Annotated in this window: 16 protein-coding genes; 11 read left to right on the top strand and 5 right to left on the bottom strand. The window is 69.7% G+C overall.

Features of this window, described 5'->3' with window-relative positions:
* Positions 1-2 precede the first annotated feature (2 nt).
* Positions 3-674 carry a response regulator transcription factor gene (locus tag ABEA10_RS05790; protein ID WP_425550879.1) on the bottom strand — a complete coding sequence of 224 codons (672 nt, stop codon included), beginning with the start codon at positions 672-674 and terminating at the stop codon, positions 3-5.
* A 121-nt stretch (positions 675-795) separates the two neighbouring features.
* On the opposite strand from ABEA10_RS05790, the gene ABEA10_RS05785 reads away from it, so the two are divergent.
* Together ABEA10_RS05785 and ABEA10_RS05780 are read left to right on the top strand one after the other, a co-directional pair.
* On the top strand, positions 796-3,618 hold the full coding sequence (locus ABEA10_RS05785) for a bifunctional glycosyltransferase/CDP-glycerol:glycerophosphate glycerophosphotransferase (protein ID WP_345458406.1): 2,823 nt from the start codon (positions 796-798) through the stop codon (positions 3,616-3,618).
* The gene (locus tag ABEA10_RS05780) at positions 3,611-4,717 is read left to right on the top strand and encodes a glycosyltransferase (protein ID WP_345458404.1); all 1,107 of its coding nucleotides are present in this window, start codon (positions 3,611-3,613) and stop codon (positions 4,715-4,717) included. Before ABEA10_RS05785 ends, ABEA10_RS05780 begins: the two co-directional genes overlap by 8 nt.
* Here the strand turns inward: ABEA10_RS05780 and ABEA10_RS05775 are convergent, their stop codons facing one another.
* Entirely contained in the window at positions 4,718-5,119 is a 402-nt protein-coding gene (locus tag ABEA10_RS05775) for a luciferase domain-containing protein (protein WP_329242511.1), read from the bottom strand.
* 160 nt (positions 5,120-5,279) lie between these two features.
* On the opposite strand from ABEA10_RS05775, the gene ABEA10_RS05770 reads away from it, so the two are divergent.
* Complete coding sequence (locus ABEA10_RS05770; protein WP_345458400.1) at positions 5,280-6,194, top strand: threonine/serine dehydratase; 915 nt, start codon at positions 5,280-5,282, stop codon at positions 6,192-6,194.
* A gap of 90 nt (positions 6,195-6,284) precedes the next feature.
* Positions 6,285-6,890 (top strand): Uma2 family endonuclease, encoded by a 606-nt coding sequence (locus ABEA10_RS05765; RefSeq protein ID WP_345458398.1) that lies wholly within the window; start codon positions 6,285-6,287, stop codon positions 6,888-6,890.
* On the opposite strand, the gene ABEA10_RS05760 is transcribed toward ABEA10_RS05765, so the two are convergent.
* Together ABEA10_RS05760 and ABEA10_RS05755 are read right to left on the bottom strand one after the other, a co-directional pair.
* The gene (locus tag ABEA10_RS05760) at positions 6,887-7,867 is read right to left on the bottom strand and encodes a magnesium transporter CorA family protein (protein ID WP_345458396.1); all 981 of its coding nucleotides are present in this window, start codon (positions 7,865-7,867) and stop codon (positions 6,887-6,889) included. The two genes, ABEA10_RS05765 and ABEA10_RS05760, sit on opposite strands and share 4 nt — an antisense overlap.
* Positions 7,858-9,417, bottom strand: coding sequence for a dolichyl-phosphate-mannose--protein mannosyltransferase (locus ABEA10_RS05755; protein WP_345458394.1), 1,560 nt, complete (start codon positions 9,415-9,417; stop codon positions 7,858-7,860). The genes ABEA10_RS05760 and ABEA10_RS05755 overlap by 10 nt, the downstream gene beginning before the upstream one ends.
* 125 nt (positions 9,418-9,542) lie before the next feature.
* On the opposite strand from ABEA10_RS05755, the gene rsmI reads away from it, so the two are divergent.
* On the top strand, positions 9,543-10,400 hold the full coding sequence (rsmI, locus tag ABEA10_RS05750; protein WP_425550878.1) for a 16S rRNA (cytidine(1402)-2'-O)-methyltransferase: 858 nt from the start codon (positions 9,543-9,545) through the stop codon (positions 10,398-10,400).
* A gap of 110 nt (positions 10,401-10,510) precedes the next feature.
* A complete protein-coding gene (locus ABEA10_RS05745) occupies positions 10,511-10,810 on the top strand; it encodes a hypothetical protein (RefSeq protein ID WP_345458390.1) in 300 nt (99 codons plus the stop codon).
* Positions 10,811-10,828: 18 nt separating this feature from the next.
* Here ABEA10_RS05745 and ABEA10_RS05740 read toward each other — a convergent pair whose 3' ends face one another.
* Positions 10,829-12,346 (bottom strand): hypothetical protein, encoded by a 1,518-nt coding sequence (locus ABEA10_RS05740; RefSeq protein ID WP_345458389.1) that lies wholly within the window; start codon positions 12,344-12,346, stop codon positions 10,829-10,831.
* A 316-nt stretch (positions 12,347-12,662) separates the two neighbouring features.
* Here ABEA10_RS05740 and ABEA10_RS05735 point away from each other — a divergent pair, with 316 nt between their 5' ends.
* The 5 genes from ABEA10_RS05735 to metG all read left to right on the top strand — a co-directional run bounded on the left by ABEA10_RS05735 (position 12,663) and on the right by metG (position 18,819).
* Positions 12,663-14,033, top strand: a complete 1,371-nt coding sequence (locus ABEA10_RS05735; protein WP_425550873.1) for a glycosyltransferase family 2 protein — start codon at positions 12,663-12,665, stop codon at positions 14,031-14,033.
* A 130-nt stretch (positions 14,034-14,163) separates the two neighbouring features.
* Positions 14,164-14,703, top strand: a complete 540-nt coding sequence (locus tag ABEA10_RS05730; protein ID WP_345458385.1) for an RNA polymerase sigma factor — start codon at positions 14,164-14,166, stop codon at positions 14,701-14,703.
* A gap of 35 nt (positions 14,704-14,738) precedes the next feature.
* Complete coding sequence (locus tag ABEA10_RS05725; protein WP_345458383.1) at positions 14,739-15,908, top strand: hypothetical protein; 1,170 nt, start codon at positions 14,739-14,741, stop codon at positions 15,906-15,908.
* 250 nt (positions 15,909-16,158) lie between these two features.
* Entirely contained in the window at positions 16,159-16,959 is an 801-nt protein-coding gene (locus tag ABEA10_RS05720; protein ID WP_345459002.1) for a CDP-alcohol phosphatidyltransferase family protein, read from the top strand.
* Positions 16,960-17,028: 69 nt separating this feature from the next.
* The gene (gene metG / locus ABEA10_RS05715; protein WP_345458381.1) at positions 17,029-18,819 is read left to right on the top strand and encodes a methionine--tRNA ligase; all 1,791 of its coding nucleotides are present in this window, start codon (positions 17,029-17,031) and stop codon (positions 18,817-18,819) included.
* The last annotated feature ends 44 nt before the right edge of the window (positions 18,820-18,863 follow it).

Raw genomic sequence — 18,863 nt, 5'->3', positions numbered from 1 at the left:
GCTCATCTCTCCCCGTCCGCGTCGCGTTCGTAGCGGTAGCCGCGCCCGCGGAGAGTCGTGATCTGCGCGTATGTCCCGAGCTTCCGGCGGAGTGTGGAGACGTGCACGTCGAGCGTCTTTGTCGGGCCGAACCAGTTCTCGTCCCAGACCTCGTCCATGAGCTGTTCGCGGGTGACCACCTCGCCCGCGCGGGTCACCAGCGCCGCCAGCAGGTCGAACTCCTTCGGCCGCAGGAGCACCTCGGCGTCACCGGCGTGCACCCGGCGCGCGGGGAGGTCCACGCGGACCCGGCCCACCGAGACGACCGAATCGCCCGGCGCCGCGCCCTGGCGGCGCAGGTGGGCGCGGATCCGCGCGACCAGCTCGGTGAGCCGGAACGGTTTGGTGAGGTAGTCGTCGGCCCCGGCGTCGAGGGCGACCACGACCTCGAACTCCTCGGTACGGGCGGTGAGCACGACGATCACGGTCTGCGGCAGGTCGGCGCGCAGGCGGCGGCACAGCTCGACGCCCTCGATGTCGGGCAGGCCGAGGTCGAGCAGGATCAGATCCGGCGGATGGTCGAGGGCGTCGGCCACCGCGGCCCCGCCGGTCGTGGCGAGGCCGGCCTCATAGCCGTTCGCGGACAGGGCCTTGAACAACTCGGCCCCGATGACGGAGTCGTCCTCCACGATCAGGATGCGTTCACGCGGCACACCCCAGATCCTAAGGATCCCCTCAAGGTGATCATTCGTTGAGTCGGTTACGTACTTGTCCGAGAAAAGTGTTCGTTCTCTGGAAGTTCGAGGGGTTTCCTCCATGACAGACGTCAGCGTGATCGTCATCGTGTACAACGATGCCGATCGGCTGCCGACCGCCGTGCGCTCCGCGCTCGGCCAGTCCCACCGTGACGTCGAGGTGGTGATCGTCGACGACGCCAGCACTGACCGGACCCCGGTGGTCGCCGACGAGCTCGCGATGACCGAGGACCGTGTACGGGTGATCCACCGGGCGGAGAACTCCGGTGGCTGCGGGCAGCCGCGCAATGACGGCATCGCCGCGGCGCGCGGCACGTACCTGATGTTCCTCGACAGCGACGACACGCTCGATCGTCACGCCTGCCGCAACCTGGTCGCCGCCGCCGAGGAGCACGAGGCCGAACTCGTCTCCGGCTGCTGCTGGCGCGTCTACCCCGACAAGGGCGAGGAGCGCGTCTGGTATCGCGGCGTCTACCGCGAGCGTGGAGTGTACGCCTCGGTGCGGGAGTATCCCGAGCTGCTCTACGACACGCTGTCCACCAACAAGCTCTACCGGCGCGACTTCCTCGACCGCGAGGGCCTGCGGTTCGTCGAACGCCTCCACTACGAGGACCTGCTGTTCAGCACGCAGGCGTACCTGGCCGCCCGGAAGATCGCCATCATCCCGCACCGCGTCTACAACTGGATGATCTACGAGAAGGCCGAGACGCTCTCGATCACCAACCAGCGGGCCGAGCTGCGCAACTTCTCCGACCGGCTGGAGATCTTCCGGCGCATCGACGCGGTGTACGCCCGGTACGGGGCCGGCGACCTGAAGCTGTCCAAGGACGTGAAGTTCCTCAACCACGACCTGCTGCTGTACGTCCGGGGCCTGCGCAGCCGCGACGACGACTACCGCGAGGCGTTCCTCGCCCTGGCCCGCGCGTACATGGCCACGATCGACCCGCGTGCGTACGAAGAGGCCCACGAGCTCCAGGCGATCATCGGCTTCATGGTCGCCCAGGGCGACTACGAGGGGGCCGTGAGCGCGGCGGACTACGTCGGCAAGGGCAAGACCGGCAAGCCCCGGCTGACCACGCCGCTGGTCGAGCGCGACGGACGGATCTACTGGTCCGGCGACCACCTCGACACCGAGCAGGGGCGCCGGATCCTCGACGTCACCGAGCTCGGCATCCACTCGCTGCCGCTCAAGTCGCTGAACCCGGGCGGAAAAGTCACCGAGATGACGCGCGACGGGCACACGCTCCGGCTCGCCGGAGACGTCGTCAACCCGCTGAACCGGATCGGCGCCGGCGTCCCGCTCAGCGCGCGGCTGGAGTTCCGCGACCGCAGCCGGACCGGCCGGTTCTTCGCCGTGCCCGCGGAGGTGACGCACGCGGACGGGCGGCTGCGCTGGAGGGCCGAGGTCGTGCCGGGCCGCGACGTGCGGCCGCTCGGCTTCCTCGACCAGAGCTGGGGCCTGCGGCTCCGACTCAGGGCCGGCGACGACGAGCTGTTCATCCGGCTGTTCGCGAGCGACCCGATGGAGATGTCGGTGCCGGTACGGCCGCGCCTGACCCGTCTCGCGGGCGACCACTTCGAGGCGTACGTCCCCGAGAACGGGGAGATGGCCTTCCGCCTCGTCGCGTACGGCTGGGCCGGCCGGGTCACCATCGCCGCGCTCCGCCGGTTCGCCGCCACCGGCCGCGGGCGCCGGTGGTGGACCGCGCTGCTGCGCGCCGAACGACGCTGGCGTGAGGTCTTCACCCGCCGGAAGACCAAGATCGCCGTCTACAACCGGCTGTTCGTCCGGCTGCCGATCCGGCGCGACACGATCGTCTTCGAGAGCCACCTCGGCAAGCAGTACTCCGACAACCCCAAGTACATCTACGAGGAGCTGCGCCGGTCCGGTGCGAAGTTCACCGCGATCTGGTCCTACGCCAAGAGCCCGGCCGGCTTCCCGAAGGACGCCAAGCTCGTCCGCCGCGGCTCCTGGCAGTACTACCTGGCGCTCGCGCGGGCCGGTCACTGGGTGGACAACCAGGGCTTTCCCCGGGACGCCGTCAAACGCCCCCAGACGACCTACATCCAGACCTGGCACGGCTCGGCGTACAAGCGGATGGGGTTCGACGACCCGGAACTCAAGCGCGGCAGCAAGACCCGGCGGGCGCGCTTCCAACAGGCGATCGACCGCTACGACGCCTTCCTGATCCGCTCCGAGCACGACGCGCGGACCCTCGCCAAGGGCCTCGGCGTGCGCGCCGAGCTGATCCGCAGCGGCTACCCGCGCAACGACGCCCTGGTCAACGGGGGTGACACGGCCGAGCTGGCCGAGCGGCTGAAGCTGACCGGCGACGAGCGCACGGTCGTGCTGTACGCGCCGACGTTCCGCGCCGGGGCGGGCGGCAAGGCGCAAAAACGGTTCGAGCCGCCGTTCGACCTGGAGGAGTTCGCCGAGGAGCTCGGCGAGACGCACGTGCTCCTGGTCCGCCCGCACTACCTCAACACCGCGGTCGTGCCGCCGAGCCTGCGCGGTGTGGTCCGCGACGTCGGCGCGGTGCACGACGTCACCTCGCTGCTGCTGCTCTCCGACGCCCTTGTCACCGACTATTCGTCGCTGATGTTCGACTACGCCCTGCTCGACCGCCCCACGGTGTTCTTCGCCCCCGACCTGGAGGACTACGTCCGCTCCCGCGGCACCTACTTCGACCTGCGGAAAGAGGGGCCCGGTCCGGTGCTGAGCGATCCGGACGAGCTGTTCGCCGCGCTCGCCGACCTGCCCGGCCTCACCGCGCGCTACGCCGGGAAACGGCGTGAATTCGTCGAGCGCTACGGGGAATACGACCGGGGTACCGCCGCCAAGCAGGTCGTCGACCGCTTCTTCACGAGGGACCCGAATGCGTGACATCTTCATCGTCTGCAACAACCACGAAGAGCTCGGCGGCCTGCAGCGATGGGTCCACCACGTCGGCGGGCTGTTCGCCGCCCGCGGCCACCGCGTGCACGTGATCGGCGTGACGCACGCCGCCGAGCGGCACGACTACGGCCGCGACCTGCCGTACGAGCTGAGCGTCCTGCACGACACCCCGCCGCCGTCCCGGAGCGGCGGATGGCTGCGCGCGATGCGCTTCCGCTCGGTGCAGCGGCACGGAGCGGCCAAGCTGAGCCGTCTGTTCCGCGCCGCCCGGCCGGGCGGCGTCATCATCGCCGCGCAGGTGTGGGCGATGGAATGGGTCGCGCTCGCCGACACGGCCGGCATGCCGGTCATCGGCATGAGCCACGAGTCCTACCAGGCGACCAAGGCCTCCTCGCGGTACCAGCGGGTCAAGCGCTACTTCACCGACGTGAACCGGTTCCTCGTGCTCAGCACCGAGGACGCCGACTCATGGGCCCGCGACCACATGTCCAACGCCGACTTCATGCCGAACCCGCTCCACGTCAGCCCGTCGGTCCTGCCGGACCTGTCGCGGCCCGTGGTCGAACTGCTCGGCCGGCTGTCCTTCGAGAAGGGACAGGACATGATGCTGGAGGCGTGGGCCGAGGTGACCGGGGCCTTCCCGGACTGGCGGCTGCGCCTGTACGGCTCCGGGCCCGACGAGGAGGTTCTGCGCCGCCAGGCGTCCGACCTCGGCGTCGACAAGACCGTGGAGTTCGCCGGGGCGACCGCCGACGTCGAGGCCGCGCTGAACGAAGCGTCGATCTTCGCCCTGTCTTCGCGCATGGAGGGCTTCCCGATGTCGGTGATGGAGGCGATGGCGTACGGCCTGCCGACCGTGGCGTTCGACTGCGCGCCGGGCGTCCGCGAACTCATCACGCACGAGGCCGACGGGCTGCTCGTACGGCCGGGCAACACCACGGAGTTCGCCGAACAGCTCGCCCGTCTGATGAGCGACGAGGACCTGCGGGCCAAGCTCGGCAGCCGGGCGCGTACCTCGGTGCGCCGGTTCTCCGCCGACATGGTCACCGACCGCTGGGAGCGGATGTTCGAACTGGTCGACCAGTGATCAGGACCAGGGAGCCTTGAGCCGGGGCCGTGGGCGGGTGCGCTCCCACGTGCACGGCCGGGCCGGCGCCTGCTCCTCGGCGGCGCGGATCGCCAGGCTCGTCAGGCTGATCAGGAGGGCGCCCGCCGTGTCGGTGTCGAGCAGCACGGTCACCCAGTCGTCGCCGGGCCGCACGACGACCTGGCCGCTCTCGACGAGCACCGTGTCCAGGCGTTCGACGAAGCCGCGGGACAGGCGGAGATCGGCCTCCTCGCCCGTGTGCAGGTGGAGGATCTCGCCGCCGCGGAAGTTGAAGCTCCGGCCGGTGCCGCAGGAGGGACGGCCGGCCGCGAGGCCGGGCCATGTCACCAGTTGCGCGGCCACTCGCTCGGCCGCGCTGCGGGTCTTCGCTGAGCCCGTCACGGCACCAGCATCCCGTGTCGCGGTCATTCTCCATAAGAGTCCGCATCCCAATTGTTATGAGTGCACTCGGCCGTTTTTCGCTTCTTGGTAACCGTGGCGACGACCGTCCGTGGGCGGTCGACCGGAATGCGGCCTTCGGCCCGGCCGGTACGGTGGATGGGTGATCTCTCGTGGTGATGTGGAGACGGCTCGGACGCGGATCGGTTCCCGGGTGTTGCGGACGCCGGTACTCCGGCTCGACCGGCTGTGGCTGAAACTGGAGCAGCTCCAGCACACGGGTTCGTTCAAGACGCGCGGCGCCTTCAACCAGGTTCTCGCGGCGGTCGAGGCGGGCGGTCTCCCGGAGGCGGGAGTGATCGCGGCGTCGGGCGGCAACGCGGGCCTGGCCTTCGCCTACGCCGCCCGCGAGCTGGGCGCGCGGGCGGAGGTGTTCGTGCCGGAGACCGCGCCGGCGGTGAAGGTCGCCCGGCTGCGCGCGCTCGGCGCCTCCGTACACCAGGTCGGGTGCGAGTACGCCGAAGCCTACGAGGCCGCGACCAAGCGCGTGGCCGACACGGGAGCCCTGTTCGGCCACCCCTACGACCAGCCGGAGGTCTGCGCGGGCCAGGGCACGCTGGCCCTGGAGCTGGAGGAACAGGCCGGCGGCGTCGACACCGTGCTGGTCGCGGTCGGCGGGGGCGGGCTGATGGCCGGCATCGCGGCGGCGCTGGAGGGCCGGTCGCACGTGGTCGCGGTGGAGCCGGAGGGCTGCCCGACGTTCCACGCCGCACTGGCGGCGGGCCGGCCGGTCGACGCGCCGGTGGGAGGCGTGGCCGCCGACTCCCTGGGCGCCCGCCGCGTGGGCGAGATCCCGTACGCGGTCGCCCGCCGCACCGGCGTGGAGTCGGTGCTGGTGAGCGACGCGGACGTGATCGCCGCCCGGCAAGCTCTGTGGCAGGACCACCACCTCGTGGTCGAACACGGCACCGCCGCCGCCTACGCCGCCCTCCTGACGGGCGCCTACACCCCGTCCGAGGGAGAACGCGTCGCCGTCATCTGCTGCGGCGCCAACACCGACCCGACCGATCTCGCCTGATCATCGTCACTGTTGGTCGATCACCTTTCACTCCGGGTAGGACTTGATAGCGTGAGTACCACGTAAGGTCGTCTCCGTGGAGGAGAGCTGATGACGGCGGCGCCTATGCCCGAGATGCCCCCAACGCCAGAAAAGCGGCCATGGTTCGTGCCTCCAGCAGAGGGTTTCACGGCTGAGGATCTCGATCACATTCCGGAATTGCCCCGTCACACAGAGCTGATCGATGGCAGCCTTGTCTTCGTGAGCCCCCAGGCCAACTTCCACACGATGGTGATCTCCCTGCTGGAGAGCGTGCTTCGCGGGCTGGCCCCCGGGCATCTGCGAGTTCGCCGGGAGATGACCGTCACACTGGGGAAGCGTCAGCGTCCCGAGCCGGACCTGGTCGTGGTCCGGGCCGAGGAGGCCCTCGACACGACGAAGACCAGTTTCCAGCCCTCCGATGTCGTGCTCGCGGTCGAGGTCGTCTCGCCGGACTCGGAGGTCAGGGACCGAGAACGGAAACCGCAGCTCTACGCGGCTGCGGGGATAGCCCATTTCTGGAGAGTGGAGAACGCGGAGGGCCGGCCTACCATCTACGTGTACGAGCTTGACCCGGCGAACAACGCGTACTCGCTTACCGGCATTCACCACGACCTGCTGAAGCTGACGGTTCCGTTCGATATCGACATCGATCTCACGCAGATGGACCGTATCTAGAGCCAGTCGCGCTTTTTGAAGACGGTGTACAGGGCCACGGCGGTGGCGATGAGGATGGCGAGGCTGACCACGAAGCCCCACTGCTTGTCGTAGCCCGGGAACGGGACGTTCTGGCCGTAGAAACCCGTCACGGCCGTGGGGACCGCGATGACGGCGGCCCAGCCCGTCAGCTTCTTCATCACCTGGTTCAAATGGTTGCCCTGCAGCGCGATGCGGGTCTCCTGCAGGCTCGTGACGACGTCGCGCAGGCTCTCGGTCCACTCCGTGGCGCGCAGCACGTGGTCGTACACGTCCTGGAAGTACGGCGTCATCGGGTCCGGCACCACGTGCAGGTCGCGGCGGAGCAGGGTGTTGACGACCTCGCGCATCGGCAGGACCACGCGCCGCAGCTTGGTCAGGCTCTTGCGCAGGCGGAAGCCGCGGTGCTGGGTCTCCCGGGTGGGCATCTCGTCGCCGAACAGGCGCTCCTCCAGGTCGTCGATCGCGCCGTCCAGCGCCTGGACGGCCGCGAAGTGCCCGTCGACGATCAGGTCGATCAGCCCGTGCAGGAGGTACGCCACGCCGTACCCGGCCAGGTCGGGGGAGGAGTCCCACTGCCGGAGCAGCGCGTCGAGGTCGAACTCCTCATCGCCCCGTACGGTCACCAGCGCGCGCTCGGTGACGAACGCCGAGATCTCGTGGGTGGCCAGCTCGCCGGTCTCCTCGCTCAGCCGAACGTCGTAGGCGTTGAAGAACAGGTGGCCTTCGTACCGGTCGAGCTTCGGTCGTTCGTGCTTGCTGAGGGCGTCCTCGATCGCGAGCGGGTCCAGGCCGAACTCCTGGCTGATGACCTCCAGGCCGCCCTCGTCCGGCTCGCACAGGTCCAGCCACACGACGGTGTCCGGCTCGGCCAGGTAGTCGCTGATCCGAGCGGCGGGGAAGTTCTCCTTCTCGAGCCTCCCGCCGCGCCACACGCGGGTGCGGGCGTTCAGATCCACGAGTCGAACCACATGCGGCTGTGCCATGCGTCGTAGGGCAGGATCTGGCCGGTGAGGATGGGATACAGGAAGTAGAAGTTGGCCAGCACGAGCAGGACGTACGCCCCGCAGGCGGCCGCGCCGAACACCCGTCTCATCGGCATCGTGTCGGCCGGGCCGATGAGCATGCCCATGACCAGCACGATCGACAGCACCATGAACGGCAGCATCGGGGTGGCGTAGAACAGGAACATCGTCCGGTGGCCGAAGCCGAAGTAGAACCACGGCAGCCAGCCGGCCAGGAAGCCCGCGACCGTCGCGCCGGCCCGCCAGTCGCGCTGCACCAGCCACCAGCCGGTGATGACCAGCAGGGTGATGATCGAGATCCACCAGATCGCCGGGGTGCCGATGCCGAGCACCTCGCGCGAGCACTTGCTCGCGCCGCAGCCCGTCGGCTCGTTGTAGTAGAACGCCACCGGCCGCTTGAGGAACATCCAGTTCCACGGCCACGACTGGTAGTCGTGCTTGACCGTGAGCGTCGTGTGGAAGTGCCACATCTGCTGGTGGTAGTCCCACAGGCGCGGCATCGCCTGGAAGAACGCGGTGATCGGGTTGCCGGACACCCGGCCGCGGCCCCAGCCGCCCGCGTTGAAGATCCAGCCGCTCCACCAGGCGAGGTACGTGACGCCGCTCACCACCACCAGCGACACGAACGCCGGCACCGCGTCGAGCAGGAACCCCCCGGCGTACGGCTGGCGGATCCCGGCGGCGCGCCGCGCGCCGATGTCCCAGATCAGGACCATGATGCCGAACGCCGCGATGTAGTAGATCCCGGTCCACTTGGTCGCCACGGCCGTGCCCAGGCAGAGCCCGGCGGCCAGGCGCCACCAGTGCATGACGAACGGGCCCAGCTCGCTCTCGTTGCCGGTCTCCATGACCTTGGCCGCGAGCGCCGCGCGGGTGCGGTCGCGATCGATGACCAGGCACGCGAACCCGGCCAGGATCCAGAACATCACGAAGATGTCCAGGATCGCGGTGCGGCTGGTGACCAGCTGCATGCCGTCCAGTGCGAGCAGGAGGCCGGCCGCCGTGCCGAGCAGGGTGGAGCGCGTCATCCGGCGCGCGACCCGGGCCAGGATCAGCACCGACAGCGTGCCGATCACCGCCGAGGCGAACCGCCAGCCGAAGGGGTTCATGCCGAACATCCACTCGCCGATGGCGATCAGCCACTTGCCGGCGGGCGGGTGGGCGACGAAGCTGCCGCCGTTCGCCCAGATGTCGAGGTTCGGCGGGTACTGGAGCAGCAGGCTGTCGGCGTTCTTGACCGTGTTGTGCTCGTACCCGAACTTCAGCAGCGCGTACGCGTCTTTGGCGTAGTAGGTCTCATCGAAGATCACCGCGCGCGGCTTGCTGAGGTCGTAGAACCGCAGCACGCCGGCGAACAGCGTCACGAGCAGCGGGCCGAGCCACCCCATCAGCCTGCTGCCCGGAATCGCCGACGCCATCCACTGGCGCAGCGATGGCGGGCGCCCGTCGCGCTGGGACCGAGAAGCGGGTTCGAGTCCTGTCATCGCCACCACCCCGACATCGTACGGGGGGATACCGGGCCGATTGTGCACTTCGAACTGCCTGCCCTCACGAGATCGTCACGGCCCGGCGGTCTCCGAGGTGCGAGACGGTGACACCGGGGTCGAAGATGGGTGCTGTGGGAACATCTGGGACGCTGACGCTGGCCGCCGCGCCGATCGGCCGCGCGGAGGACGCATCCGAACGCCTCCGCGGCGCGCTGGGCGCGGCCGACATCATCGCCGCGGAGGACACGCGCCGTCTGCGGCGCCTCACCGCCGACCTGGGTGTCACCACCGCCGCGCGGATCGTGTCGTACTACGACGCGAACGAACGCGCCCGCGCCGCCGAACTGGTCGAGGAGCTGCGCGAGGGCCGCGACGTGCTGGTCATCACCGATGCCGGCCTGCCGGGGGTCTCCGACCCGGGCTACCGGCTCGTCACCGCCGCGATCGAGGCCGAGGTGCCGGTCACCGTCCTGCCCGGGCCGTCCGCGGTGACGACCGCGCTGGTCATCTCGGGGCTGCCCAGCGATCGCTTCTGCTTCGAGGGCTTCCTGCCGCGCAAGGCGGGGGAGCGCGCGTCGCGGCTGGCCGCGCTGGCCGACGAGCCGCGCACGATGGTCTTCTTCGAGGCGCCGCACCGGCTGACCGCGGCGCTGGAGGCGATGGCGGGCGCGCTGGGCGCCGACCGGCCCGCCGCCGTGTGCCGCGAGCTGACCAAGACGTACGAAGAGGTGCGCCGCGGGCCGCTGGGCGAGCTGGCCGCGTGGTCCTCCGGCGGTGTGCGCGGTGAGATCACGATCGTCGTCGGAGGCGCGCCCGAGCGTTCCGGTCCGGCGGACCTGGCCGCACTGGCGGACGAGGTCGAGCGGCGCGTCACCGATGGCGCGGCCAGAAAAGACGCGATTGGCGAGGTTGCACGAGAACATCGTGTACCAAAAAGGGACCTTTATGACGCAGTTATTGCACGAAAAACCAGGCGATGACGATTATTTGACGTAATCTTTACGCAGCTCAGGGCCCCTCAAACAAGACTTAATGGGGAAAACTCGTGGCGGGACGTAATCCGATGGTTTCGCCCGGGGGTGACGGGAAAATGTACGAATCCATGATCTCGCACGAGACGTGGAAGTACGAGTGCCTCGGCTGCCTGCACGAGTGGCAGAAGGAGTTCGAGGTCGGACGCTCCTCAGACGGCCATGGCGGGGAGGTCGTCGTCTACCACCACCTGAGCCAGCGCTGCACCTCACCGTGGGCGGAGCCGGTGTGCCCGTCCTGCGGAAGCTACGACGTCAAGATCCTGCCCACCGGGTGGACCGTCGTCGCGCCGATTCCCCGCCAGCGGAGCACCGAGCTGGAGATGATCTTCCGGCTCCGCCGCCTTCACGCCTACTAGAAGTCGCTGAAAGGCGGCTCAGGACGCCGTGACCGCGTTCTGAGCGGCCGGCTTCCCCGGCTCCTCCGGTTCGCCGGAGGAGCCGTTGGTCTTCTCGGACGCGCGCCCGCGCCACCACAGGAGCCGCGTCAGCTTCTCGCGCGGCTCGCGGGAGAAGGTGATCGCGGCGGCGACGCACGCGAGCGGCACCGTCGGCAGCACGTAGCGGTAGTCGAACTCGGCGGTGGCCGGCGGCACCAGCAGGAGCCCGGTCGCGAGGATCCAGGGCAGGAACGCCTCGCCGCCCCAGCGCCGCCACAGCGGGACCAGCCCGGCCAGGCCGACGATGAGGATGCCGCCGAGCACCGTGCCGGGCATGTGCGCCACGTCCTGGTAGGTGCGGATGCCCGTGGCGTACGGCGTGATGATGCGGGTGCGCGCGTTGCCGTCCTCGTACCGGTGCGCCTCCGACGAGGCCGTCTGGTCACGGCTCATCCGCCAGGTCGGCAGGGCCGCGGACTTCTTGCCGAACTCATACATCTGGTAGGTGGCCTTGTCGGGGAAGACCGACCGGTGCCACTTGAAGGTGTAGAGGAAGTCCTTCATCACGACCACGGCATAGTCGAACGGCTGGGCCATGATGGCGCGCTTGGCGAAGTCGCCGGCGAGCTTGTTCTGGTAGTCGGTGAACCGCGCGGCCGGCACCCGGTGGAACGGGGAGTTGCGGTCCCAGATGGCGTCCTGGGAGAAGGTCAGCGGTGTGTGGGAGGTCCGGCTGTCCTTGCAGAGCGGGTACTCCGAGACCGGCGGCTTGATCTTGTTGCAGTCGGCGAACTCCGTGACCCGGGCGTACAGGAAGACGCCGCTGCTGGTCGTCATGCCCGGCTTGCCGTACCAGGCCCAGAACCAGCCGGCGTACGCGCCGAGCGGCAGCGCGCACATGACGACCGTCGCGACGAGGACGCGCCAGTTGAAGCGGCGCATCAGGAAGTACACGACGATGGCGATCAGCACCGGCTCGCCGACGGTGCGGGTCAGCGTGGCGAGCCCGACCAGCAGCCCGACCACTCCCGCGACCTTCCAGGTGATCGCCTTCCCGTGCCAGAGGACGATCGTCGCCGCGCACAGGATCATGAACTCGAACGGGATGTCGGACAGGATCAGGTGCTCGAGCTGGATCTGGTAGCCGTCGTACAGCAGCGGCACGGTCGCCAGGGACGCGCCCCAGCTCGGCAGGCCGAACTTCCGGCGCAGCAGCGCGTAGATCATCACCGCGCCGGCCAGCCCCATCAGGTGCTGGAGCCCGGCCACCAGGGCGAAGCTGTGGAACGGCTTGAGCGCCCACAGCAGGAACGAGTAGCCGTCCGGCCGGATCGGGTGCGGGTAGGGGGCCATCGCGACGTGCAGGTAGTCGAACGAGTCGTTGAACCACGACGCGGGCCGGTAGCCCAGCATGGCGAGCGCGCGCAGGAAGGCGCCGCCGGCGAGCACGGCGGTGAACGTCTTGTGACGCCGGACGAGCGAGAGCAGGAACGGGAGCACACCGAATGAGACCAACCCGACACGGCGGGCGCGCCCTTTCTCCGGCGCGGCCTCCTCTTCCGTAACGGCCTCAACCGCTTTGACCTGCGGCTTTTCATCCGCGGACCCGTCAGGTGACGTGTCAGGCGGCGCGCCTGTCACGGCGGATTCCCCGCTCTGTTCTCCCGCGGTAGTCAAGTCGGACCGACCTCTCTGGACAGCACAGCCCTTATCCTGTATCCCCAGCCTGCCGTCAGCAGGGTGCTTCATGTGAAGTCAAAGGTTGCGGCTTTGCAACACGCAGCCGCTCGCCGGCGGGCATCATGGGTAACACACGCCACTTGTCGGAACAATGACGAGGTTAGTCGAAACCCCCGAAGCTTGGTTGCGGAGGGGTAATGGAGGACGCGACGTGGAACTCTCCGTGGTGATGCCTTGCCTGAACGAGGCGGAGACCGTAGAGACATGCGTGCGGAAGGCCCTCGGATTCTTCGCTGAGCACGGCGTCGACGGCGAGGTCGTCATCGCCGACAACGGCAGCACCGACGGCAGCCAGCAGCTCGCCCGCGAGGCGGGTGCCCGCGTCGTGCCGGTGACCTCCAAGGGCTACGGCAACGCCCTGATGGGCGGCATCCGCGCGGCCCGCGGCACCTACGTCGTCATGGGCGACGCCGACGACTCCTACGACTTCACCTCGCTCATGCCGTTCCTGACCGAGCTGCGGGACGGCGCCGACCTCGTCATGGGCAACCGCTTCAAGGGCGGCATCGCGCCCGGTGCCATGCCGCCGCTGCACAAGTACCTCGGCAACCCGGTGCTCAGCTTCGTCGGCCGGCTGTTCTTCCGCAGCAAGATCGGCGACTTCCACTGCGGGCTGCGCGCGTTCCGCCGCGACTCGATCCTGCGGCTGGGCCTGCAGACCGGCGGCATGGAGTTCGCCAGCGAGATGGTGGTCCGCTGCACGCTCGCCAAGTACGACGTCCGCGAGGTCCCCACCACGCTCTCGCCCGACGGCCGCTCCCGCGCCCCGCACCTCAGCACCTGGCGCGACGGCTGGCGTCACCTGCGCTTCCTCATGCTCTACAGCCCGCGCTGGCTGTTCCTGATCCCCGGCCTGCTGCTGATGACGCTCGGGCTCATCGGCGGCGTCGCGCTGTCCACCGGCCCCGTCCGGGTCGGCGACATCGCCTTCGACGTCGACACCCTCGTCGGGGCCTCCGCGATGCTGGTGATCGGCTTCCAGGCGGTGCTGTTCGCGCTGCTGACCAAGGTGTACGCCATGGAGGAGGGTTTCCTTCCCCATGACCGGCGGGTGCAGCGCGTCGTCGACTCCTGGAGCCTCGAACGCGGCCTCGTCGTCGGCGGTCTGCTCGCGCTCGCCGGCCTCGTCGGGCTGGTGGCCTCGCTGGTGCACTGGCAGGGCCACAGCTTCGGCGAGCTGAACCCGCGCGACTCGCTCCGCATCGTCGTGCCCGCCGCGACCGCGCTCATCATGAGCTTCCAGATGATCTTCGCGTCGCTGTTCGTCAGCATCCTCGGGATCCGCCGCCGCTCCCACCCGCCGGTCACCGACCCGGCCGAGGAGGCCGCCGACGTCGTGGACGCCGCGGTCGTCAAGGTCGCGGGCGAGGCGAAGACCCTCAAGCTCAAGGAGGTCGACGCGCCCGCGGACGAGGACGCCGCCGCCGACGAGGAGAGCAAGGACCCGGCCGAGACCGCCTGACGACGGTTCGCGAGAAGGCCCCGGCGTTCGCCGGGGCCTTTTCTCGTTCGCGTGCCGTCTCGGTGTAATCGGCGTTCCGGCCGGAGGGAGTACTTCGCGTCAGCCACCGACGACCCCGAAGGACGCAGGCGTGAACGACCCCGCCGAACGATTCACGGCCCTGTACGACCGGCATTACCGGAGCGTGCTCGGCTACGCGCTGCTGCGAGCCGGCCAGGACGCCGCCGAGGACGTGGTCAGCGAGGTCTTCCTGGTCGCCTGGCGGCGGCTGGACGACCTGCCCGACCCGCCGCTGCCGTGGCTGCTCGGAGTGGCGCGCAACCTGTTGCACAAGCAGTACGACGCCGGCCGCCGCCGGCAGGCGCTCGCCGACCGGATCGCCTCGGCGACCACGGCGGACGACCTGGCCGGCCCCGACGTGGCCGAAGGCATCGTGGACCGCACCACCGTCCGCGCCGCGCTGTCGGCGCTGGGGGAACGGGACGTCGAGACGATCGTCCTGGCCACGTGGTACGACCTGGCGCCCCGCGACGCCGCCCGCGTCATGGGCTGCTCCACCACGACCTTCGCCGTACGGCTGCACCGGGCCCGCAAACGCCTCTCCCGCGCCCTGCGCACGTCACCGGCCGCCCCGGCCCGTACGGCACTGATCCAGCAGAGGGCCCGATGAACCCCGACGAGACCGGCCACGACAGAGGAGCCGAGATGACCTTCACCGACCCGATGACGATCCTCACCGACCACGTCGGCACGCTGGCCGAAGACGGCTACCGGCGCCGCCGCGACGCGGACCTGGCCCGCATCACGGCCGCCGGGCGCGCGCCGGCCCGGGCCGACCACCGGATCCTTCCCGCCCAACGCCGTCGCACCCGGCCCATCCTGGCGGGCGTGGCCGTGGCCGCCGCCGCGGCGGTGACCGCCGGCGTCCTCGCCCTGCCCGGCGACACGCCCCGGCACGGCCGGGCGACGCCACCTGTCTCCACGCCGCTGGACGCCCGGTCGGTGTTGCTGGCCGGAGCCGAGTACGCCGCGAAGCAGCCGGCGACGGCGCACGGGGCCTACTGGTACTCCCAGATCCGCGACGTGGAGCGGGCCCGGCAGCGCCGAAAGGGCGTCAAGGGCCACGGCACGCTCGCCAACGGGGCGCCGAGGAGCGGACCCTACTTCCCCTTCCACGCGTACGTCAGCATCACCTGGGAGAACTGGGACCCGTACCAGCAGGGCCGGCCCTCGCGGACGGTGGATCGGGACATCCAGACCCGGTTCGCCACCCCGGCGGACAAGGCCGCCTGGCAGCGGGCGGGGTCACCGTCGCTGACCGACATGAAGCCCTTCTCCGCCGACTCCCACACGGACGACGATCCCTACCTCGAGCTGGGGCCCAAGGGCACCACAATGGCCGGCCTGGCGAAACTGCCCACCACCGCCGCTGGACTCCGGCGCATGGTCCAGGCGGACCGGAACCGCAGGATCGCCGAACTGCGGAAGTACCACGCGCAGAGCCAGGAGCTCTCGCTGACCGAGGACATCCTGGACGCCGGCGTCGCGGTCATCAACGCGCCCGCGCCCCCGAAGGCGCGCGCGGCGGCGTACCGCATGCTCGCCGCCCAGAAGGGCATCCGCGGCATCGGCCCGGCCCGCGACGGGCTCGGCCGGTCCGGTGTGGCACTGGCCGTCCGTATCGAGGAACACACGCTGCACGGCATTCAGCGGAGCGAGGAACATCTGATCATCGACCCCGGCTCCGCCCGGATCCTGGCGTTCGAGTACTACCCGATCGGCGCGGACGGCACGGTCGCGAGCGAGCCCGACCACTCCACGCTGATGATCACCGACGGCTGGACCGACCGCATCGGCGTGCCCTCCCACGACTGATCGCCCGGTGCCGGCATAGCGACGCCACCTCGGAAGCGTCAAAAAGGGAGAACCGGACGGGACGGACCGGCCAAGTACAGATGTGAGCACAGCGAGCATGAACGGTGGTTCCGATGCTGAAGAACCTGTTGGAGCAGATCGCGGTACTCCTCGGTCCCGACCCGGACCTGCACTCGGGGGACGACAGCCACGCGCTCGGCGACGAGGACGGCGAGGAGTGGTGAACCCGTCGTTCACGACGGACTTCACGATGGACGACGTGCGGACCCGCACGTACAAGGCGCGCGACGCGTGGTGGACCGTGTTCCTGGTCGATCCCCTGGCCGGGCGGCTCGTGCGGTTCACCGCGAACCGCACGTCGCTGACCCCGGACCAGGTGTCGCTCGGCGCGCTGCTGCTGGGCCTGGGCGCCGCGGGCTGCTTCTGGAAGGCCGGGCCGTGGCTGATCGCCGGCGCAATCCTGTACCACCTGAGCTTCGTGCTCGACTGCGTGGACGGCAAGCTCGCCCGGCTGACCGGCACCGGCACCGTCTTCGGCGGCTGGCTGGACTATGTGTTCGACCGCATCCGCGTGCTCGCCTGCGCCGTCGCCCTGACCGCCGGGCAGTACGCGGCCACCGGCCGGCCGGTCTACCTCGGCCTGGGCATCGCGATCGTCTTCCTCGACATGCTCCGCTATCTCGACGCCCTGAAGGTGGCGGCCGTGCGCCGGGAGATGAACGGCCGGCTGCGCGACGCCGTCCCCGCGGACGGGCCCGAGCGGGTCGCGGTCGACCTCCAGCGGGGTTTCCGGCAGCGGTTCTCCTGGTACCTGCGGGTACGCGACTGGCTGCTGCGCCACCGGGTCCGTACGCACCTGGTCAGCGGCATCGAGTTCCAGATGGCCGTGTTCATCGTCGGCCCGCTCTGTCATGCGATCATCCCGGTGACCGTGGTGGCCGGGGCGCTGATGCTGGTCTTCGAGGTGGGCATCGTCTACAAGCTGTGGCTGTCGTCGAAGGACTTCACCCGGGCGCTCGGCGAGGCCGAGACCTCGCGGTCGCCGGTGTGAGGGCGCGCCCGGTCGCCGGTCGGCGGATATCGTGCTGATACATCGGGGCAGGGCCTCTAGGCTTAGGGCATGTCCAGCCGTCACATCCTGACCGCGCCCGCCTGGCCGTACGCCAACGGGCCCCGCCACATCGGGCACGTCTCCGGTTTCGCGCTGCCCTGCGACATGTTCAGCCGCTACCAGCGGATGGCGGGCAACCAGGTCCTGATGGTCAGCGGCACCGACGAGCACGGCACGCCGATCCAGGTCCAGGCCGACAACGAGGGCGTGACCGCCCGCGAGCTCGCCGACCGCTACAACAAGGTGATCGGCCAGGACCTCCACGGCCTCGGCATGTCCTACGACCTGTTCACCCGGACGACGACGCGCAACCACTACGCCGTCGCCCAGGAGATCTTCAAGGGGCTCCACGCCAACGGCTACGTCTTCGAGAAAACGACGATGGGCGCGATCTCCCCCTCCACCGGCCGCACCCTCCCGGACCGCTACATCGAGGGCACCTGTCCGATCTGCGGCTACGACGGGGCGCGCGGCGACCAGTGCGACAACTGCGGCAACCAGCTCGACCCGGTCGACCTGATCAACCCCCGCAGCCGCATCAACGGCGAAAAGCCGGAGTTCGTGGAGACCGAGCACTTCTTCCTCGACCTGCCCGCGTTCTCCGAGACACTCGGGTCGTGGCTGCAGAGCAAGGAGGGGCTCTGGCGGCCGAACGTCTACAAGTTCACCCGCAACCTCCTCGACGACATGCAGCCCCGCCCGATCAGCCGTGACCTCGACTGGGGCGTGCCGGTGCCGCTGCCGGGCTGGATCGACCGGCCCGACAAGCGGCTGTACGTCTGGTTCGACGCGGTGATCGGCTATCTGTCGGCCTCGGTCGAGTGGGCCCGGCGCTCCGGAGACCCGGACGCCTGGCGCGCCTGGTGGCAGGACCCCGACGCCCGGTCGTACTACTTCATGGGCAAGGACAACATCGTCTTCCACTCGGAGATCTGGCCGGCGATGCTGCTGGGCTACAACGGCGAGGGCGACAAGGGCGGTGAGCCGGGCTCCCTGGGCCGCCTCAACCTGCCCTCCGAGGTGGTCTCCTCGGAGTTCCTGACCATGGAGGGGCGCAAGTTCTCCTCCTCGCGGCAGGTCGTGATCTACGTGCGCGACTTCCTCGAGCGGTACGACGTCGACGCCCTGCGCTACTACATCGCGGTGGCCGGCCCGGAGAACCAGGACACCGACTTCACCTGGTCGGAGTTCGTCCGGCGCAACAACGACGAGCTCGTCGCCGCCTGGGGCAACCTGGTCAACCGGTCGATCTCGTTCGCGGCCAAGAACATCGGCGAGATCCCGGCCGCCGGCGAGCTGACCGAGGCCGACCGCACCATCCTGCAGCGCTCGCGCGCGGCGTTCGACGCGGTGGGCGCGGAGCTGAACCGCTCGCGGTTCAAGAACGCCGTCAACGAGACCATGCGCACCGTGGCGGAGGCCAACAAGTACCTGTCCGAGCAGGCGCCGTGGAAGCTCCGCAGCGAAGACCCGGAGCGGATGAAGACCATCCTCCACGTCGCGCTGCAGCTCGTGGACGACGCCAAGTCGCTGCTGACGCCGTTCCTGCCGAAGTCCTCGGACAAGGTGTACAAGATGCTCGGCGGCGAGGGCGACTGGAGCGGCATGCCGGAGCTGCGCGAGGTCGACGAGGACGGTGGCCCGGGCTACCAGGTGCTGACCGGCACGTACGACACGGCCGCGCGCTGGGAGTCCCGGCCGATCACGCCGGGTGTCCCGCTGGCGCCGCCGAAACCGCTCTTCACCAAGCTGGACCCCTCGGTCGTGGACGAGGAGCTGGCCCGGCTCGAGCAGTCGTGAGCGGCTCGGCCCGCTCGGTCGGCACGGAGGCTCGGCAGGCGGAG

This window comes from Actinoallomurus oryzae (assembly GCF_039541955.1).
Taxonomy (GTDB): Bacteria; Actinomycetota; Actinomycetes; order Streptosporangiales; family Streptosporangiaceae; genus Actinoallomurus; species Actinoallomurus oryzae.
Note: the sequence above shows the minus strand (reverse complement) of the source record. Positions and strands in the feature narration are given on the sequence as shown.